At 47.0% G+C, this 17,441-nt stretch carries 22 protein-coding genes; 2 read left to right on the top strand and 20 right to left on the bottom strand.

Annotated features, from left to right (window positions below):
• Positions 1-112: 112 nt before the first annotated feature.
• From MKX98_RS19780 to MKX98_RS19815, 8 genes are all read right to left on the bottom strand, one after another.
• Entirely contained in the window at positions 113-859 is a 747-nt protein-coding gene (locus tag MKX98_RS19780; RefSeq protein ID WP_339218021.1) for a GNAT family N-acetyltransferase, read from the bottom strand.
• Between the two features lie 130 nt (positions 860-989).
• Complete coding sequence (locus MKX98_RS19785; RefSeq protein ID WP_339218022.1) at positions 990-1,547, bottom strand: GNAT family N-acetyltransferase; 558 nt, start codon at positions 1,545-1,547, stop codon at positions 990-992.
• Between the two features lie 93 nt (positions 1,548-1,640).
• Positions 1,641-1,994 carry a hypothetical protein gene (locus tag MKX98_RS19790; RefSeq protein ID WP_339218023.1) on the bottom strand — a complete coding sequence of 118 codons (354 nt, stop codon included), beginning with the start codon at positions 1,992-1,994 and terminating at the stop codon, positions 1,641-1,643.
• Positions 1,995-2,028: 34 nt separating this feature from the next.
• Positions 2,029-2,307, bottom strand: a complete 279-nt coding sequence (locus tag MKX98_RS19795; RefSeq protein WP_339218024.1) for a DUF402 domain-containing protein — start codon at positions 2,305-2,307, stop codon at positions 2,029-2,031.
• A gap of 23 nt (positions 2,308-2,330) precedes the next feature.
• Positions 2,331-2,876, bottom strand: coding sequence for a GNAT family protein (locus tag MKX98_RS19800; protein WP_339218025.1), 546 nt, complete (start codon positions 2,874-2,876; stop codon positions 2,331-2,333).
• Between the two features lie 188 nt (positions 2,877-3,064).
• Positions 3,065-3,694: a hypothetical protein gene (locus MKX98_RS19805; protein WP_194543264.1), complete on the bottom strand. Its 630-nt coding sequence runs from the start codon at positions 3,692-3,694 to the stop codon at positions 3,065-3,067.
• Between the two features lie 4 nt (positions 3,695-3,698).
• On the bottom strand, positions 3,699-3,824 hold the full coding sequence (locus MKX98_RS19810) for a hypothetical protein (RefSeq protein WP_258394524.1): 126 nt from the start codon (positions 3,822-3,824) through the stop codon (positions 3,699-3,701).
• A gap of 301 nt (positions 3,825-4,125) precedes the next feature.
• On the bottom strand, positions 4,126-4,530 hold the full coding sequence (locus MKX98_RS19815) for a NusG domain II-containing protein (protein WP_233354986.1): 405 nt from the start codon (positions 4,528-4,530) through the stop codon (positions 4,126-4,128).
• Between the two features lie 37 nt (positions 4,531-4,567).
• Between MKX98_RS19815 and MKX98_RS19820 the strand changes: the two genes are divergently transcribed.
• Complete coding sequence (locus MKX98_RS19820) at positions 4,568-4,744, top strand: hypothetical protein (protein ID WP_339218026.1); 177 nt, start codon at positions 4,568-4,570, stop codon at positions 4,742-4,744.
• A gap of 28 nt (positions 4,745-4,772) precedes the next feature.
• Here MKX98_RS19820 and MKX98_RS19825 read toward each other — a convergent pair whose 3' ends face one another.
• The 12 genes from MKX98_RS19825 to MKX98_RS19880 form a co-directional block, all read right to left on the bottom strand.
• Positions 4,773-5,243 carry a hypothetical protein gene (locus MKX98_RS19825; protein ID WP_194543267.1) on the bottom strand — a complete coding sequence of 157 codons (471 nt, stop codon included), beginning with the start codon at positions 5,241-5,243 and terminating at the stop codon, positions 4,773-4,775.
• 14 nt (positions 5,244-5,257) lie between these two features.
• A complete protein-coding gene (locus MKX98_RS19830) occupies positions 5,258-5,797 on the bottom strand; it encodes a methylamine dehydrogenase (RefSeq protein ID WP_339218027.1) in 540 nt (179 codons plus the stop codon).
• A 10-nt stretch (positions 5,798-5,807) separates the two neighbouring features.
• A complete protein-coding gene (locus MKX98_RS19835; RefSeq protein WP_339218028.1) occupies positions 5,808-6,335 on the bottom strand; it encodes a MauE/DoxX family redox-associated membrane protein in 528 nt (175 codons plus the stop codon).
• 22 nt (positions 6,336-6,357) lie between these two features.
• Positions 6,358-6,993 carry a hypothetical protein gene (locus MKX98_RS19840; protein ID WP_339224525.1) on the bottom strand — a complete coding sequence of 212 codons (636 nt, stop codon included), beginning with the start codon at positions 6,991-6,993 and terminating at the stop codon, positions 6,358-6,360.
• A 208-nt stretch (positions 6,994-7,201) separates the two neighbouring features.
• Positions 7,202-8,653 (bottom strand): carbon starvation CstA family protein, encoded by a 1,452-nt coding sequence (locus MKX98_RS19845; protein WP_220684813.1) that lies wholly within the window; start codon positions 8,651-8,653, stop codon positions 7,202-7,204.
• A 194-nt stretch (positions 8,654-8,847) separates the two neighbouring features.
• Complete coding sequence (locus MKX98_RS19850) at positions 8,848-9,585, bottom strand: LytTR family DNA-binding domain-containing protein (protein ID WP_194543272.1); 738 nt, start codon at positions 9,583-9,585, stop codon at positions 8,848-8,850.
• Positions 9,586-9,616: 31 nt separating this feature from the next.
• A complete protein-coding gene (locus MKX98_RS19855; protein ID WP_194543273.1) occupies positions 9,617-11,356 on the bottom strand; it encodes a sensor histidine kinase in 1,740 nt (579 codons plus the stop codon).
• A 211-nt stretch (positions 11,357-11,567) separates the two neighbouring features.
• Entirely contained in the window at positions 11,568-12,170 is a 603-nt protein-coding gene (locus MKX98_RS19860; protein ID WP_339218029.1) for a GNAT family N-acetyltransferase, read from the bottom strand.
• Between the two features lie 12 nt (positions 12,171-12,182).
• Positions 12,183-12,860 (bottom strand): DUF6320 domain-containing protein, encoded by a 678-nt coding sequence (locus MKX98_RS19865; RefSeq protein WP_194543274.1) that lies wholly within the window; start codon positions 12,858-12,860, stop codon positions 12,183-12,185.
• On the bottom strand, positions 12,857-14,128 hold the full coding sequence (locus tag MKX98_RS19870) for an alcohol acetyltransferase (protein ID WP_339218030.1): 1,272 nt from the start codon (positions 14,126-14,128) through the stop codon (positions 12,857-12,859). The genes MKX98_RS19865 and MKX98_RS19870 overlap by 4 nt, the downstream gene beginning before the upstream one ends.
• An 85-nt stretch (positions 14,129-14,213) precedes the next feature.
• Positions 14,214-14,810 carry a polysaccharide deacetylase gene (locus MKX98_RS19875; RefSeq protein ID WP_233354987.1) on the bottom strand — a complete coding sequence of 199 codons (597 nt, stop codon included), beginning with the start codon at positions 14,808-14,810 and terminating at the stop codon, positions 14,214-14,216.
• 287 nt (positions 14,811-15,097) lie between these two features.
• Positions 15,098-15,700, bottom strand: coding sequence for a TetR/AcrR family transcriptional regulator (locus MKX98_RS19880; protein ID WP_194543276.1), 603 nt, complete (start codon positions 15,698-15,700; stop codon positions 15,098-15,100).
• Positions 15,701-15,895: 195 nt separating this feature from the next.
• On the opposite strand from MKX98_RS19880, the gene MKX98_RS19885 reads away from it, so the two are divergent.
• Positions 15,896-17,248, top strand: coding sequence for a cytochrome P450 (locus tag MKX98_RS19885; protein WP_339218031.1), 1,353 nt, complete (start codon positions 15,896-15,898; stop codon positions 17,246-17,248).
• Positions 17,249-17,441: the final 193 nt, after the last annotated feature.

A 17,441-nucleotide genomic window follows, 5' to 3' on the forward strand; every position in this document is an offset into this window, starting at 1 on the left:
GGGCATCCGCTCAGTCATCTTCCATGATTATACAACCGTTCCTCAGATTGAGTAACCCTTTGTTCAAGTAAGCAGCAGACTTATGAACATCCATGATTATGGCTGTATCTGCTTATCCTTCGATATGCTTGTACCTGTACCAATAGGAATAGATCTCTTTGTACTGAAGACGATCGTACAATCGGCTTGCGGCAAAATTATTCTGTACCACCTGTAAATAGCTGCTTGTAGCTCCATGTTTCTTGGCCCAATGCAGAATATGTAACATTATCTGTTTGCCGTACCCACGATTTCGACAGGCCGGAGCGGTAACCAAATCATATATTCCTACATAGCCCTGCTCCAATGCACCAATTCCGCATGCTACAGGTTCAGTGCGATCATATAGGATGAAGAATCCATATTGTATCACGGAATAGTTAAACAGCTTTCTTTTTACAGCCTTGTTCTTCTCAGATATTCCGGTTAAGTCCGCAAGCACATCCAGCCATTCATCGGTCAGCTTGTCTTCGATCTGAACTTCCTTATGGGATGGGGACTCCATATCATCCAAGTGAGCCAATACTCGAAGACTGGTAGGATCCAATAGGGTATAACCCCTGGATTCTAAAATAGGATCGAGTTCCTGCGGATTGAATGGTGTGATTTTAAATACGACGTCAAGTCCGGCCTTAACATATAAACGCTCACAATGTTCAATCTGGCTATTAAGGTCGATCGAAGACTCCGTATAGAGAGCTTGAATTGAGTTGGATCTCTTGGTATAGCCGTCTGCAAATCGTAACAACCATCCCTGTTGTGTCAAGGTTTGGAGCGCTGGCCAAGCGTTTAAGGTAAGCTCCTCGATTCTCTTATGCACGTAAATCACTCCTACAAATATGTTAGGAATAAATATACGTTAATATGCATTTTTATTCAATAAATAAAATGTATTATTCCTTACTCTGAACCAGACCGTTCACCCTGTTTCGTTAGTGGAATTAAGCGCCTTATAAACTGAATATAACTGGAACATCTGCGAGTCTTCGTTTCCATATCATATGGTCAACTCCACTCCCCCAATGGTCCTGTAGGACATAATCGGGTTCACCCAGCTTCTTCTTCCATATCTTCTGTGCACGAGAGTATCCGCTATCCAAACAAAATTCCGTTAATCCTTTATTGAGAAGCGTAAGATACATGATATTTAACATTAGATTTCCGATCCCTTGCTGTTGGCAATCCGGATGAACAAATACCGTTCCGATTTCAACCACATCACGCAATCTCCCATCGGTAGCTTCCCGGATCAATGCATTAGATGGTCCATACTCGATGCAGCTCACAATGCTGCTATCTAGCAGTCCGATGAGAAAATATCTCTGCTCTCCGTTCGTTTCAAAATCTGCGTTCAGGTACCTATTTTTGCTGTCAATCTCCTGTTCAATATCCTCCAGTAAATCTGCCAAGCCTTCTTTGGCAAAAGTATCGGTAATTACGAACCTGAAAAAATGCTCCATAGCTTTTATATCGCCGCGATTTGGTCGCCTGACTTCTACTTGAAGCATGTTAGGCCTCCTTGTAGCTTCAATTACAATAGTCTCACAGATCTTTGGTGTGTTTCATAACATGGGCTTTAACCTCATCCTTTTGTTGATCGGTTAACTGGACAGGTTTCCAAGCATGATCGTCAGGGACATGGTTAGAGGTTGATCAAGCTCCTGCTCGAGATTGTTTGTATCCTCCGTCTGTAGATTTTTTAATCGTTTATGACTCTGATCGTACACCTTTGTTAGAATAAAGTTTCCGTCGCTATCATAATAGTCTTCAATCGCCCGTACTCGCGACAGCGTTGCTCCTCGATTATCTTCATGGTTGGTAATGGAATTCACTTTTTTATAACCTGCAGGCACATAGAATCCACCAGCATTCATTATTGTATTTTCAACGATATAAGCCTCAACATGCTCTACCTTTTCCCCTTCGCTCTGACAGGAGGACAATACCAATACCATCCATAGGATGCAGATCCATGAACCAACTCGACGTCTACTCTTCAGAGCTACACCCCCCTATATCCGTAATCAATTGCCAAAAGTGCCTGATACTATTGTTGATCACCTTGTTTTCTCCAGACCGGATCTCCAAAATGATCTTTGCCGCCGTTTCTTTAGCCAGCTTATAATCTTGAAACTCAATATGCCCTTGGCGTAAGGCTTCCTCTAGCTCATCTTCATCTTGAATGAAGAGGCTTCCGTCTGGAAGCACAATAACATCCAGATAGAGATCATCCCAATAAGGGATCCCTTCGTCACTAACTCCATTCACCCTAGAAATATCGTTCTCATGCGTTATTCCATGCGTTCATTGCGGATTACCATATGTATGTGGTCTTCCCAGACGCCGTTAATCTTCAAATATTTGATGGCCAGTCCTTCTTCGTAGAAGCCTAATCTTCTCACTACATTCAACGAAGCTATGTTTCTTGGCATAATGTTAGCTTCCAGCCGGTGCAGCCCCATCGTATCAAAGCAATAGTCGACCACGGCCCTTAGCGCTTCGGTCATATACCCTTGCCCCGTATGAGCCTTTGCCAGCTTGTATCCCACATGGGCCGATTGAAAGACGCCCCGAACGATATTGCTGATCGCAATCGAACCGATAATTTCATCATCTTTATGCAGCCACACTTTAAACAGAGTTCCGTCTGCTATGCTTCGGCTCTCCGCTCCCAGTATCTCCGCCTGCTTATCGAAAGTATAGAACTCAGCTTCTCTAGCTGGCTCCCATACCTTCCAATGCTCATCGTTCTTAACGATAAAATCCACCACATCCGCTGCCCGATCCCGATCAATCGTCTTCAATTGCAGACGAGAAGTTTGTATCGTTATGGTCATGCGACGCCCCCCTTGAACTACTTTAACTAAAATCTAGACAATAACCTATCCGTCCCTGGGAAATTAATGTTTTAGCTCCGAACGGGTAATTCCACGGGCTTCCCCCTCTGGAGTCAATCGGCAAGCACGAACACCAATAAAACCAAAATTGTAATTTTGAGTTTCTTCATTTTATTTCCCTAATATTTTCATAGATTAAAATGCCGCTTAACCTCTTCGTAGTTCTCCTGAATGCTTTTGCTTCCGTCCACGAATATAACCTTGAATCCCCGATTCATGGCGTCCTTGGCCACATATGCTGCAAAACCGATATCTCGTCCCATCCAATTTTGAAACGCGTTATCGGGATCATCGCATTGATTCAGAATATCATGGATCCATGCGCGCTTCGCATAATGCTCCTTCTGGAAATCCGGAACCGGTACGATCCATATTGCCTGATGGGGGCTGGATACCAGCTGTGCTACTTTTTCAGGTAAAAGCGCTGCTCCCTCCACAATGATGGGGGTTGAAGCCGGCAAAGCCGATACATCATCCACGATCATCGGAAACTCCTCGCGATAAAACTCCAGCTCCTCATCAATCTGCTGCTGAACCGGTCGTGACCATAATGTATTCCAGTTCATATCCTTCAAACGGAACATGGTGGGATGCTCCGACGGATTGCATGAGTGTACATGCTTCTCGTTGAACAGGTCACATTGATAATAGGTGTAGCCGTAATCTTTCGTGATCATTTCGGCAATCGTGGATTTGCCTGAACATGGGGAACCTCCGATCCAGTATACGTGGGAGTAGTCTTTTTTCTCGTTCATCATCTAATCATGCCCCTCTGTCGTTATCTTTTCTTAACTCGTTTCGAATGTCCAGCAATACGTTCCAAATCGCCCGCAAATATACCACAACGAATAAAAAGCCTACAATCAATATCAATGCGATCATACCCATAATCTCTCCACCTTTGCTGCTCTGACTGGAGACCTCCAATCGACCATAACTCTCGAATCCGGCTGGAAATCTCGTCCCTTCACAATGGAAAGCATGTAACAGCCTCCTTCGAATCTATTCATCGGAAAATGATGGTTATCGGTTATCTGGCTTCGTTTCCTCTCTAATTATAACTATTCTTTCTGCTAAAAAGTTACGCTAACCTAACATTCACACCATTGTCCTACATAACGAAAAGAACCGGCATTAACCCCCGGTTCTCAGTAAATTTATGGTAGTCATACGCTCTTGTACCTTGATCTTAGCCTACCACGGCATCCAGTTCCGTCTCACGCTGTTCATGTTCGGGAACTAACACCTCAACCACGACTCTAGTCGGTACGCAAATGATCTGCTGATAGGGTTCCGAGATAAATCCCATATCCAGTGCAATTCGCTTCGGAGCATCCGAGTATATCATCTGGATCCCGTAGTCATACACTTTCAGTGTGTTGTGTCCAAACTTGGTTTTAATATCAATGATACGTTCGTCCCCGGTCAGCGGGACAGTCTCGTATTCTTTGCCGTTCACCGTAATCAAAGCCTTGAGTTCTCCCTGCTGGAAATCTACATGGCTATGCTTCCACCACTGCAGTCCCGTGAAGGAGCCAAGGATCAGGATCAAGGCAAACAGGATCATATCTCCGCGTCTTATTCTGGACAACATGCTCCCTCCTCCCATGCACAGTCTTTGGAACCCCAGTATGAACGATGTGCAAAACCACCGAAATGAATTTTGTCACATTCGTTATCCATGTGAGCGGCTTGTACAACCGAAGGAGCAAGCCGCGAAAGCCTTGATGCAGCTCTCGCTATGGGGCAACCTGCCGGCTGCCCGGAACGGACTCGATCATGTGTTGGAGGCAGTGATTTCACCATGAATGGCTTGAATCACTTCCCTCTTTTCTATCAATACAACTCCGTTGACCTGCATGCACAGATTACATACCGCCCATAGACCCGTGCTCCCTGATAGCACCAATTCCTTCCGACATACGGATGTACATAACGCGAGATGCAATCCTGACACTTGGCCCGTTGTCCCGCAGGATCACTCGTATACCACCAGCCGGAAGGATAAGGGCATAAACCTTTACAATCGTCGATCACCGTCTTGGGGGTGCAAATAATATAATCCGACGGACAGGAGGCATCTGCGCCGCAGCCTGAGCAATATTGTCCATGCGGAGGCCGGCAGGGCCCCGCAGCAAACGAGATTTTAACGATATCGTTATCATCGGGACGAACTAATACTTTGGCAAGCGTCTCGGCCGTTTTTTGGGCAAATTTATTCAGCAGCGACTTCCGATTCATCTTCCGGGTAACCCGGCTGATCATCACCTGCGTCTCTTCGTCCTTGTTCTCCGGCTTCCGCCACATACTCTCACCTCATCTTAAGAAGCCCGTGATGCTTTCGCGTACGCTTCAAGCTGTTCCCGACTGTTGACCAATCCCTTATGCCTGATGACACCGTCCATATCCACCGCGTAGGCATAAGGGGTGACCTGCACATCGAGATGATTCGCAAACTCCGAACTTACGATCAGCACTTCATCGTCATAACCTATTTTTCGGACATACTCCGATGCCAAATCCACGGACGAGAATAGCAAAAGGATGGGTCTCACGTTATTCATCCTGGTGATCCGCTTAAAATCCGGCAAAATATCAGCGCATTCCTTACACGTCGGCGATCCAAACAGCATGATGGAAGGTGTGCCCATCAGCTCGCTTGTGGACCACTCGGCCCCCCGCAAGGTTGTCGTTGTGGCCCCGGGGATTTTATGGCCGACCGGAATGCCGGACTGATTCACGCCTCTCGCGGTACCCATCACCATAATCCCCAACTGCCGAAACAGGACCAGGTTCAGAATGACCAACGGTACAACCAGAATCCACAGTATGGCATATGAGATCCAGAAGAACGTGTTCATCGCAGCCCCCTTACAACCTTTTTATTTTGGAAATATGAGTTGCGGCAATCTCGCGGTATATTCGGATCGTATGCAGGGCATCCGGAACCCCTATGATGATAAAGAGCGATAGCAGCAGCATCATCCCCTCCATAAGCAGACCGGTTACATCAAAAGAGTGACGATGCGCAAACCAGTCAGGATGGCTGTAGATCAACCCCATAAGTCCCATCGTCAGATTGAACCCAATTAATGGAAACCCAAGCTTGGAGCTGATCTGAGGCCCGAGACAGCCGCAGTCCACCCTCCCTTTTTTTCGGATGAAATAAGCGACGCCCACACCCTGAACAAAATAAAGAAAAGAGATGCCCAGGAAACTGTACCGCGATGGAAAACCATATACCATGGTCACTGACAAGACCTGCAGGAGGATGAGCAGAGCATGCAATTGGGCACTTCCAGGGAACCGATCCGGATCACCGAATGCACGGCTCCAGCCAAAGCTCACCACGGACAACAGCATGGGCAGCGTAACGGATATTGCGAGTAAATCGTACATGGGCCCATATGCTCCTTTCTCTTCAGTAGCTGATGATCCAGATGATGGAACCGATGATCAGCAGCATAGAGACCGTTTGCCGCACGGCCGAGAGCAGCGTGAGATTGCGCACCCTTTTTTCAAGCATACGGTACACGATGGATCGGATCAGCGGGAGACTGAACACGGTGCCGCGAACGACTCCAAACGTTGCCCCTGCCAGCAAGCTAAGCCACCATGGAGCCGCGAACAAGGAGACCAGGATATAAGCGTGAAAGAGGACGCCCACCTGCAATGTGATGAAACCCAAGCCCAGAATCTGGCCCCATAATGCCGCCGAACGGTACCCTGCATGCTTGATCCATTCGGAGGGAACGATGAAATTGCCGGATGGAAGAATCCCCGTTTTATGAATGAGCTCCAAGCCCAGGAGTATCGCAAACAGCACCACAATAATAGAGTTTTGATATAAACCAACAGGGGTTAATTCCAGCAAAAAATTGATGAATCCGATCGCCAGTCCGGTTATAGCGCCGCCCAGGGTACAAGACACGATGTACACCAGCGCATATTTGGATTTACTGACCTTCGTGCCCTCCAGACTGCCTAACACATTCAGCCCACAGGTGGTGTCGACACTGGCTACCGCGGCACAGACGGCAAATATAAAGAGCAACATCGACAGCAAGTCATGCCACCTCCCCATCATCTCTAGACATGAACCCTTCACTCTTTCATCTTATGTGTGACAGCCTGTCGATTATTTATACAAATATACGATCCGCTGGGTATGCCGCTACATCGCTATCTCATTGAGAATAAAGAAACCGTCCATGGATAATCTCCAAAGACGGTTCTGATTTATGGAAGCATGCTCGATGATTTGGTTATGCGACTTTATGATAATCCGAGATATCAACCTCAAGCGGCATTTCGGCTGCGCGCGCTTTTTGGGCCGCTTTAAAAAATACGATAACCAAGATAACACTGATGACAGCACCCACGATATATGAAACATTCATGGACTGCCTGAACCCGATCTGCGCATTCAGAATATACACTGTCGTTGTGTAAAGCATGAAAGCACCCGGAATGAGGGCTACCCAGTAATTTTTTCGGGCAATGAACAGGTACATCGCACCGACAAACAGGGCAATCACTGCGGTGGCCTGATTGGCCCAGGAGAAATATCTCCAGAGAATGTTGAAATCAATTTGCGTTAAGGCAATGGAAATGACAAACAAAGGAATGGCAATGACAAGGCGCCGCTTCATGCTGAATTGCGGCAGCTTGATATAATCGGCAATGATCATGCGCGCGCTCCGGAATGCGGTATCCCCCGACGTAATCGGCAGCACGATCACGCCCAGCACAGCCAATGTGCCTATAACGGCCCCTAACGTCACCTTCGCAACCTCGCTTACGACAAGACCCGTTCCGCCGGTTGCCAGAAGCTCGTTCAAGCCGCTAGACCCCTGGAACAAACTCATCGCCGCTGCGGCCCATACCATGGCAATAATCCCCTCGGCAATCATCATCCCATAGAAAATTTTACGTCCCTGCTTCTCGGTCTGTGTAGTCCGGGAAATAATCGGTGTCTGGGTAGCATGGAATCCGGATAAAGCACCGCACGTAATGGTTAAAAACAACAGTGGAAATATTGGCATGTTATCCGGATGCAAATTGGCTAATGTCAATTCCGGTATCGGTACCTGCTGTACAATTAGCATCCCGCCGACACCAAGAGATGCTATGAGTAACAGCGCGCCGAATATCGGATAGAAGCGGCCAATGATTTTATCGATAGGCAGCAGTGTAGCCAGAATGTAATAGCCGAAAATAAACAGGGTGATGATCCACAAACTGACTTTGCCGTTCATCAGATTGTGAAGCAGGCTGGCCGGTGAGGTCACAAAGACGGTACCTACCAAGACCAGCAGCAGAATCGCGAAAGCGTTCACAACATGCTTCATCACTTTGCCCAGAAACTTGCCGGCAAGCTCCGGCAGATGTGCTCCTCGATTGCGGATAGAAATCATACCTGTCAGGTAATCATGGACAGCCCCGGCAAAAATACACCCCAGGACAATCCAAATAAAAGCAACCGGTCCATAGAGCGCGCCCATAATGGGTCCGAAGATGGGGCCCACACCGGCTATATTGAGTAGCTGAATCAGCGAGTTTTTGTTCGAACCCATGGGTAGATAATCAACGCCGTCCTGATTGACATAAGCAGGTGTTGCCCGTTCTTCTTTAACTCCGAACATTTTTTCAATGTATTTTCCATAAGTGAAATATCCAATAACCAGCAGAATGATCGATATGATGAAGGTATACATGCCTTCGCCCCCTTTTACTGAAATCGCTTACATTGATTATAAGAAATTATCGAGATCAGAGGGCGATTTTGAAATAACATGTCGTCTAGACGCATTAAGATGTTCAAATTTAAGGTTATTATGCACATTAAAGGGCTCTCATGCAGTCTTCATTCACAACATGAGCGTTCCATCCTTAACACATCCACGTTTCATTAAAGCTCCAAAGCCTCTCGAAATGCCTTGGCATAATTACGGCTTACGGCTAGTTTGTCGCTGCACCCCTTCAGCTCAAGCTGGAATGCGCCGTTAAACCAAGGAACCAGGCTTTTAACATAATCAAGATGTACCACATAGCTTTTATGAATCCGGAAGAACGGATACTGCCGAAGCTTCGTTTCCAGCTCCTTGAGTGGCGTTTTAACATGATATTGCTTATCGACTGTGACGATCTTGGAGTATGCCTCCTCCCGTGAGATATAAATAATATCTTTCGGGTCTATGAACATAATTTCCCCATCCACATCCAACGACAGCTTGCCCGATGATTTGGAATGAGCGGGTGCTGTCGGGTCTTCCCTTCGTAATGATTGCTCAAGGCGCCTTACCGTCTCCGCCAGTCTTTCTTCGTCTATAGGCTTTAACAAATAGTCCAGCGCTTCGAACCTGAAGGCCTCTACACCGAATTGAGGGTACGCCGTGGCAAATACGATTTTTGGAGGGAGCTTCAATTCGTTCAAGGCTCTAGCCGTTTCAAGCCCGTTCATTAAGGGCATTTCAATATCCAGAAACACGGCTTCCGGCTTCAACTGCATGGTCTTTAACACCGCCTGTTCCCCGGAATCCGCTTCTCCAACGATCTCGAGTGTAGGATGCTGCTTCAGTAAATAGTTCAGTTCTTCACGGCTGTACCGTTCATCATCCACGATGAGTGTTCGAATGCGTTCGATCATGTGTAAGAAATCCCTGCCTTCATGAGTAGAGTTATACGTTAGCGGCTGCGGGAATCTGGAATTGAATTTCAGTCCCGACCGCTTCATCACTTTGGATGTTTAATGATGCATGGGGCCCATACATCAAGCCCAATCTTCTGTTCACGTTATACACAGCCATTCCCGTACCCGATGAAGAATCGAGCATTTGGCGCCCCAATAACCGAAGCCGTTCCGGCGTAATCCCCGTTCCATTGTCCTTGATCGTAACGAATACACCGTTAGCCGGATCACCCTGAATGCGGATAAGTATGACACAATCGTCTGTTTTGTTCCTGAAACCGTGGCGTATGCTGTTCTCTATTAATGGCTGCAAGGTCAGCGGCGGTACAAGCGCCTGCAACGCGGAATCCTCTACTTCATATTGAATTTGCAGCTTATCCTCGAATCTGGTTTGTTCAATGCTCATATAAGATCGTATATGCTGCAGTTCATCCTGAAGCGTGGCCTTCTCGGTGGTTGCGGCGGTCAAATTCTGGCGGATATAGTCCGATAGACTCCGCAGCAGCTTTCTTGCTTTCTCCGCATCAATCCGTGTTAGAGAGAGTATCGTGTTTAATGCATTAAACAAAAAGTGCGGATGAATTTGTGCTTGAAGCGTCTTGATCTCAGCTTCTCTGGCAAGTTCCTTGGTTTCCTCCAATTGAGCAGCCTCCAACTGGTAGCTTAACAGCATCGTAAGACCTGACATCAATTCTGTTGTAACGTGGGTAATATCCTTCGGACTTCGAAAATAGAACTTTAGTGTGCCCACGGTCTGACCGCCCTGTTTCAAAGGTCCGATGACAGCGGCTCCCAGCGGACAATCCGGCTTCTGGCACTGAATATGCGCCCGATCCGCGATCAGCTGCTCCCCTTGTTCAATGACCCGGCGCGTCACTTCCGTCTGCAGCGGACGACCTGCCGCATGATGATCATCCCCCGTTCCGACATGGGCCAGAATCATCCGATCATTCGTAATCGCAATCGCACTGGCATTGACTTCCTCGTAAAGAATCTGGCATACCGCTTCCGCGGATTGCGCATTCATCCCCTGACGCATATACCCAATGGTTCTGCGGGCAATCCGAAGAGAAGCTTGTGCCTGCTGAGCCGCTACCTTCTCCTCTTCATTCAATACGGATCGGATTATGAGCAGAAACAATGCACAACCGATTCCGTTTGCTACAATCATTGGTACTCCAATATAACCGACCAAGGACATCGCCTGTTCGAATGGTCTGGACAAAAGCAGGATGATCAGCATCTGAAGGGACTCTGCCAATGCCCCCATTAGAAGCGCAGCTGAGAAACGAACCTGCTCATTCTTTTTATGAAACAGGCTGGCCAGAAGACCTGCAAGTATGGTCGCGAGCCCACAGGCCAAACTCGTAAACCCACCTAATGTAAAACGGTGAAGCCCTGCAATCAGTCCTGCACCAAGCCCGATTCTGTAGCCTCCGAACAATCCGGCCATAACAACACCGACAACCCTTGAATTCGCAATCGCTTCGTCTCCGGAAACTTGCATCATCCATTTGTTGACTTCAAGGGATTCGGTGTTCACCGTAATTCCGGTATACGTCCCGATAATCCCTAAAATCCCGAAGACTAATACGGCCTGAATCTGTTGTACAGACGTCAGCTTGTCCTGACTTATCATCGATCGGAAGAACCTCAACCGGGTTACGATAAATGCAATCGTCACAATTATTCCAATCCGCTCGGTCATTGTAATCAGCAGTTCAAACATGGCGTCACCCCGCAATCTGACTTTGAATCAGTAAATCGTCACACAATAGATTCCTTAAGAAGATTACCGTAAACCTGGCAATACATACTAAATTATCATGGCAGAGGCTCAAAAAACAACAAAAAACCTCCCGCTTCAATTCGTTCTAAAGCGGAGGTTGTTAAACTCCATACCGTCCTATTCGTTTGAGCGTCTCTCGTTTATATGGATATCACCTGAAGACCGGCTTTCTCCATTCCATGTATATACGATCGCTGAACCCTTTTTCCTCTGCATCTATCTCGGATTTGCGTTCAATCTCCACGAATCCTATTTTCTGATATAACGATAGCGCGACGTGGTTGCTGTCGGTCACTTCCAGAACATAACGCTTGTATGGCAGCTCCTCTTTGACATGCTTTATTAAAGCGGTGGAAACGCCTTTGCCTCGTACTTTCGTAGTAGTTGCCACACATTCGATATAACCCGTTTCCTCATCATAAGGCAGTGCCGGGTTAAATTCGTTCTTCATGACGTTATATGCAAGCTCCCCTGTCTTGTCTCCAAAAGCCTCCTGAAGCGGAGCTAACTCGACCGGCATGGCCCGCTGCCTATGATGGGAACAGGCTAAAATCCCGATAATGACGCCCTGGACCTCAGCCACATAAAACACCTCAGGACTGAACAGACTCCGGAAGGCTTTCTTTAACGTGCTTCGATCCTCGGTGAAATAGGACAGTTCGTTATAATACCCATCAACAAACACTTCCGCCACTTCCTCGCGAACGTCTCGTTCATAATCTGCCATTCTTCTAATCGTAATGGAGTACATCATGTTCTCCTCCTGTCAAAAATGTAATCTGCGCTTCATATCCTTTCGGAATCCCTTATCTGCAATCAGACACATCCCGCCGAACGTTAATAAGGCATATACGGCCGTCGCAACGGCTGTCCATAATATGTGCGACATGCCGACGGCATATAGTAATAAGGGTACAAACCCAAGCAAGATCAGGGTTAACAAGTAACCTGCGAACTCACGCCAGCGCATTTTTCTGGTGCAGCATATAACGGTAATCAGAAGGGTTGCCGCCATCATCAGGAACGGAATGACGTAACCGGTCGACCAGTAATTCGTACCCGCTGCCACGTTAAGCCATAGCAGCATGCCGGACAGCCCGAGCAGCTGTACGACGATTTTGCCGCCGAGGTGCGACTTGGACATCAAGGTATGTCTGATGAACAGCCATGCATAGAGCACGCAGGGCATGAGGTACAGACTCCACCATACTTCGTGATCTCCAAGAATATTTATAAGTAAAGATAAACCGATGACAGACACTGCAATGAAAGTAAGCCACTTGGATAACAGACTGCTCGCACGCTGCTCCTCTACAGCCTCATAGATGGGGTACCAGGAATTCCCTGTTGATGGTGCATCGCCCTTACCATGTAAATTTCTCCGGCATAAGGGACATGCTGCGTGCGCCGGGTCTACGGATACCCCACAGCTCTCGCATCTCATGCGCCCATCCCCCAATCATTGCTGACAATCCTTATATCCAATCCGCTTAGGCTGGCAAGCTGGCGAAAAAAGTGCCTGATCACATCGCTCTCGACGATATTCCTGGCAAAGGTGATGGTAAGCTGGTCATTGATCGAACTGACGGCACAGTTCATTGGACTCTTGGCCGTAGGATACATCGTGGTTTCCATTGATTCGATATGCGCAGCCATACTCGCTGGGATATCGACTCGGCCCAGATTGGTAAGCGTAAGCGTTTTGGCTTCTTCACCGTAATGGTCGAACCCATAACGAATCGCCAGATCCTTCAATTTCAGCGGCGTGAATCGGGATAATAGGTTTTTCTCGTATTTCATGCTGCCGGCCATCGCTTGGGTTAGATTAGACTTCGTCGTTTTCTCTTTCATCTGTGCATGCACGATACCTTGTACCTCATCCAATGTCATGCCTTCCTTCATCTGTACGCCAATGTTAATGACCGCAAAAAAGTTGCGCAGGCTGCTCGAAGGAAATATTTTACGCAGGTTCACCGGCATGCTGATCACAATCGGCCGGTTATCGTTGTTGAAGGGCAACGTCGTCTCATAAACCGCCATAATCAAAATCGCTGTCAGGTAAGCGGTGAGCGTTACTCCCTTCTGCTTGGCCGCCCCATTCAGCCGCGAGGCGTGAATCATGCCGTGGATGACGTTGTGTCCATACGGCGAGAATCGGGTACCGGGAATTTGCAGGGCCTCCGGCATTCTGGAATCGGCCGTGGCCGATGTATAATGAGCTTTAAAGCTGTCCTGTGCCTCGGCATAGCGAGCAAATGAAGCTGGCGGCAAAATCAGACCTTCCTTGTCCTCTACGTTTTCGCCGAGCAGATATAAATACTGGAACACCAAGGTTTTGAGAAACTCCAGTGCCCCACCCCCGTCTGTTAGCGCATGAAAAATCTCCACGCTAATCTTGTTGTCATGATATAAAACCCTCACCAAGCTTCCGCCCTCAGTCGAGAGAGCTGCAGGTGCACAAGGATAGGTGGATTCCGGTTCCACCATCAAACGCGTCTCCTTCTCCCGCAGAAATTTCCAGAACAGGCCATTTCTAAGCTCGACGTTTAATAGAGGGAATCTCTTCATTACGCTATCGAGCGCCTGCTGCAACACCGATGGCTCCACATCACTTGTCAGCATCATGGACAACCGGTAGGTTGATGAATTCTCCCTTCCTGCAACGGCGGGAAACAGCTTCCCGGCGTGGTCAAGTTTATACCATTCTTCCATCTGTTGCTCTCCTCATTTCTATTAGAACTCCCACTCAGCTGCAATTAACAGGTTTACCTTATGTACGTGGCAATGCCACTTTCACTCAAGCTTCAACCGCAGCCGATACCAAGATGGCATGCCCTTCTTCATGTAAAGGCCGCTTATCCGCCATTGAAAATCGCTTCATCAGCGATGAGCGGGTATGTATTAACATCATGGGAACGAGTAATTCCGTTCTTCGATCAATCCGGTTCTTGCCATCCGGGTGCATCACGGATAACAGCATTCGCAGATAGGACGTGGTCAGCTTCTGGAACAAGTCCGGTTTCATCGCTTGATGCTCAAAACCAAGACCGTGCGTTAATCCACGGTGCAGCAAAGTAATCCCAACCAATGCGCTGACCTCGCTGAACTCGGACCGATCTTCATATGCACGGCTAATCTGCAGCATGGACTTTCTTGCAAGTCTTGCTATTTTCAAAGCCGCACGATCCGGCCCTTCCGATCGGATTAATTTGAGAATCGTTTCATTGTCCAAATGCAGCTCGCCTACCAAATCTCCATTCTGAATGACCGTTGAGTCCTCGCAGACGATGCGCTCTCCTCGATGCTTCTTAATCATGACTGTGCATATGCCAAATCGCGAGATATGCGAGCTGCGGAACCTGGAAATGAAGCTGAAGATACGTTCCCACATCATCCAGGAGCTTTGCATGACGGTTTTAAGTAATTTTCGCAGCAGATGGAACACCTCACTATTTTTTAGTTTGAAAATGTCATTCCATGATTCTCCAGTAATCATCCGTTAATTTCATCATAAAGAAGATCTGCACAAGTTCACACCGTCTCAGGTACAGAGTTGCTCTCGGTCTCAAGACGGAGATGCGGGTCAAAACAGTTGCTGGCTAGTGACTTTGTATGCAAATCAAAACAACCTTTGGTCTGCACCAAAGGTTGTTCTGCCTTAACGCTTATATCATCAACTCATTAGCCTCTCTCTGTCCCAGAGTGCTCAGCTTTCCCTATCAATCCATAATAAAACAAGCGATCGATATCACGAAGCATGGTAGGGCTCGCTTGTGTAATGAATCCCGGTCGTGCCAGCGCCTCCTTAAACACTTGAATATAAAACAATGCCGCATCTATCGAAATTTCTGGATCAATAAAACCCTCCTGCTTGCCTTGCTCAATCAATTTCACAAAAAAGGGAATCGTTCTCTCCTTGTAAAATGCCTCGATATACTCTTGAACAGACGGTTCATTGCTGATTTGAATAAAATCCGAGTTAATCTGATCCATGCTATTCATTCGTCCCCTCAGCAACAACTCCAATTTCTCCTGAAAAGGGATGGGCTTATCGAGCAGCTGCTCATACTCGTTCATGATATTACTCATATAATCGATATACGTCATCCGGATAAGCTCTTCCTTGCTGCCAAAATAATTATATATGGAGACGGGGGACACGCGGGCGTGTTTGGAGATTTCTGCAATGCTTGTCTTTTCAGCTCCGTATTTCCTGATCAAATCGAAAGTTGCCTTCATAATCTGTTCTTTTTTCTTCACTGTGCGGAGTTGATAACCGTTCATATACTCACCTCTCGGATAAAACTATACGGAATGTTTTGTAATAATGCAATTCATATATTTCAAAAATATCTTGATCATTTCTTCTCGAAGGAATATTATGAAATATATGAATGCTTTTATTACAAATCATACAAAAGAAGTGTGATTATGAACCGTATTCCTGGACCCGACTCCGCCCTTGGCTGGAGGATCAATATGTTTCATTTCATCCGCAGTCCGTTCGCATTTCAGCAAACATTATTTGAACAGTATGGTAAGCTCGCTGCCCTGGGGAAAAGCCACAAGCCTTCATCTGTCTTTGCGTTTGGACCCGATCTGAACCGTCAAATCCTATCCAATCCGAACTTTTTCGAGATGAGCACGGCTCTTGTCAAAATACCCAAAGACACCGTAATGGGGGATTTATTCTATCATAATCTTCTATTGATGAGCGGCGAAAAGCACAAACAGCACCGTCGCCTGATACAGCCCGCCTTTCTGCATGGGCAAATTGAAAAATACGGTCAGGACATGGCATCCATAACGGAACTATTGGCAGACGAATGGAGAGGACGTACCCGGATTGACATCAACACCGAAATGAAAAAGTTAACGCAGCGCATCGCCCTTAAGACATTATTCGGTGTTCATCATACTGAAAAGATGGACTCCATGGGGATGCTGATCAATCGGTTTACGAAGTCTTTTTTGCTTACCACCCTCGCTCCCATTAATCTTCCCTTCACACCATATCGTCGATCTCTTCGTATTGCACAACAGCTTAATACTCAAATTCGGTCCATGATCCATGAGAAGCGGCAGGAGTCAGATGCAACGGATGTGCTAGCCGCACTAATTAGAGGACATGATGAGGATGATTTTGCATTATCGGATGAGGAATTAGTCGGGCATGCATTCTCAATCTATACAGCTGGTCATGAAACCACTGCAAATGCGTTGACTTGGACATTTTTTCTGCTGATACAGCACCCGGACATTTATGCGAACGTAATGGAGGAATTAAACGCCGTGATGAGTGGAAACCATCCGACTCGGGAGGAACTGAGCCGACTCTCCCTGCTGGACCATGTAGTTAAAGAGAGTCTTCGTTTACTTCCTCCAGCAAGCATCGGCACCCGCATTACGGCTGCGCCTTGTGAGTTGAATGGTTATGCCCTTCCGGCGGGAACGAATATCTTTTTTAGCCAATTCATTACCCATCGTCTCCCGGAGCTTTACGAGAGTCCGAATCAATTCAAACCGCATCGATGGGAGACCATTAAACCTTCCGCATACGAATTCTTACCATTCAGCGCAGGGCCTCATATGTGCATAGGCTGGCACTTCGCCATGCAAGAACTTAAGATTGTCCTTGCTGTTCTTCTTCAACGATATCAATTTTCATTAGTCCATAATGCCAAAATCACACCGAATCTGATGATGCGACCCGTTCACGGCATGCCTCTACGTATAACTTTGAAGAACGGCAAATTTGAACGGGTTGACGTACGTGGTACCATTCATCGGCTTATCGAATATGGAATAGATCCTGCTCCCCTTCAAAAATAATAACCTGCCACGTCTCTGACATCGGTTCTAATCGATTTTTTTCGTAATATTAAAAAGTAAGCGCTTCATATTGACGCAAAATGTTTGCTCACAGGATAAGCAAGCCATTGTAACTGCCGTAGAGTCCATTAGGTTTACATCATACTGACAAGGATGTGACTACAAAAATGCTTTCACATTTACGTAGGTGCGG

The sequence above is a fragment of the Paenibacillus sp. FSL W7-1332 genome (assembly GCF_037969785.1).
Lineage (GTDB): Bacteria > Bacillota > Bacilli > Paenibacillales > Paenibacillaceae > Paenibacillus_AQ.

What these genes read in the sequence shown, in the direction of transcription:
- MKX98_RS19820 (WP_339218026.1), top strand. Translation starts at nt 4,568, where the DNA reads ATGAACGATGTGCAAAACCACCGAAATGAATTTTGTCACATTCGTTAT.
- MKX98_RS19830 (WP_339218027.1), bottom strand. Translation starts at nt 5,797, where the DNA reads ATGAACACGTTCTTCTGGATCTCATATGCCATACTGTGGATTCTGGTT.
- MKX98_RS19860 (WP_339218029.1), bottom strand. Translation starts at nt 12,170, where the DNA reads ATGATGTACTCCATTACGATTAGAAGAATGGCAGATTATGAACGAGAC.
- MKX98_RS19875 (WP_233354987.1), bottom strand. Translation starts at nt 14,810, where the DNA reads ATGATGTGGGAACGTATCTTCAGCTTCATTTCCAGGTTCCGCAGCTCG.
- MKX98_RS19805 (WP_194543264.1), bottom strand. Translation starts at nt 3,694, where the DNA reads ATGATGAACGAGAAAAAAGACTACTCCCACGTATACTGGATCGGAGGT.
- MKX98_RS19850 (WP_194543272.1), bottom strand. Translation starts at nt 9,585, where the DNA reads ATGATCGAACGCATTCGAACACTCATCGTGGATGATGAACGGTACAGC.
- MKX98_RS19785 (WP_339218022.1), bottom strand. Translation starts at nt 1,547, where the DNA reads ATGCTTCAAGTAGAAGTCAGGCGACCAAATCGCGGCGATATAAAAGCT.
- MKX98_RS19845 (WP_220684813.1), bottom strand. Translation starts at nt 8,653, where the DNA reads ATGTATACCTTCATCATATCGATCATTCTGCTGGTTATTGGATATTTC.
- MKX98_RS19800 (WP_339218025.1), bottom strand. Translation starts at nt 2,876, where the DNA reads ATGACCATAACGATACAAACTTCTCGTCTGCAATTGAAGACGATTGAT.
- MKX98_RS19825 (WP_194543267.1), bottom strand. Translation starts at nt 5,243, where the DNA reads ATGTGGCGGAAGCCGGAGAACAAGGACGAAGAGACGCAGGTGATGATC.
- MKX98_RS19810 (WP_258394524.1), bottom strand. Translation starts at nt 3,824, where the DNA reads ATGGGTATGATCGCATTGATATTGATTGTAGGCTTTTTATTCGTTGTG.
- MKX98_RS19865 (WP_194543274.1), bottom strand. Translation starts at nt 12,860, where the DNA reads ATGAGATGCGAGAGCTGTGGGGTATCCGTAGACCCGGCGCACGCAGCA.
- MKX98_RS19885 (WP_339218031.1), top strand. Translation starts at nt 15,896, where the DNA reads ATGTTTCATTTCATCCGCAGTCCGTTCGCATTTCAGCAAACATTATTT.
- MKX98_RS19815 (WP_233354986.1), bottom strand. Translation starts at nt 4,530, where the DNA reads ATGTTGTCCAGAATAAGACGCGGAGATATGATCCTGTTTGCCTTGATC.
- MKX98_RS19880 (WP_194543276.1), bottom strand. Translation starts at nt 15,700, where the DNA reads ATGAACGGTTATCAACTCCGCACAGTGAAGAAAAAAGAACAGATTATG.
- MKX98_RS19790 (WP_339218023.1), bottom strand. Translation starts at nt 1,994, where the DNA reads ATGGTATTGGTATTGTCCTCCTGTCAGAGCGAAGGGGAAAAGGTAGAG.
- MKX98_RS19870 (WP_339218030.1), bottom strand. Translation starts at nt 14,128, where the DNA reads ATGGAAGAATGGTATAAACTTGACCACGCCGGGAAGCTGTTTCCCGCC.
- MKX98_RS19855 (WP_194543273.1), bottom strand. Translation starts at nt 11,356, where the DNA reads ATGTTTGAACTGCTGATTACAATGACCGAGCGGATTGGAATAATTGTG.
- MKX98_RS19840 (WP_339224525.1), bottom strand. Translation starts at nt 6,993, where the DNA reads ATGTTGCTCTTTATATTTGCCGTCTGTGCCGCGGTAGCCAGTGTCGAC.
- MKX98_RS19835 (WP_339218028.1), bottom strand. Translation starts at nt 6,335, where the DNA reads ATGTACGATTTACTCGCAATATCCGTTACGCTGCCCATGCTGTTGTCC.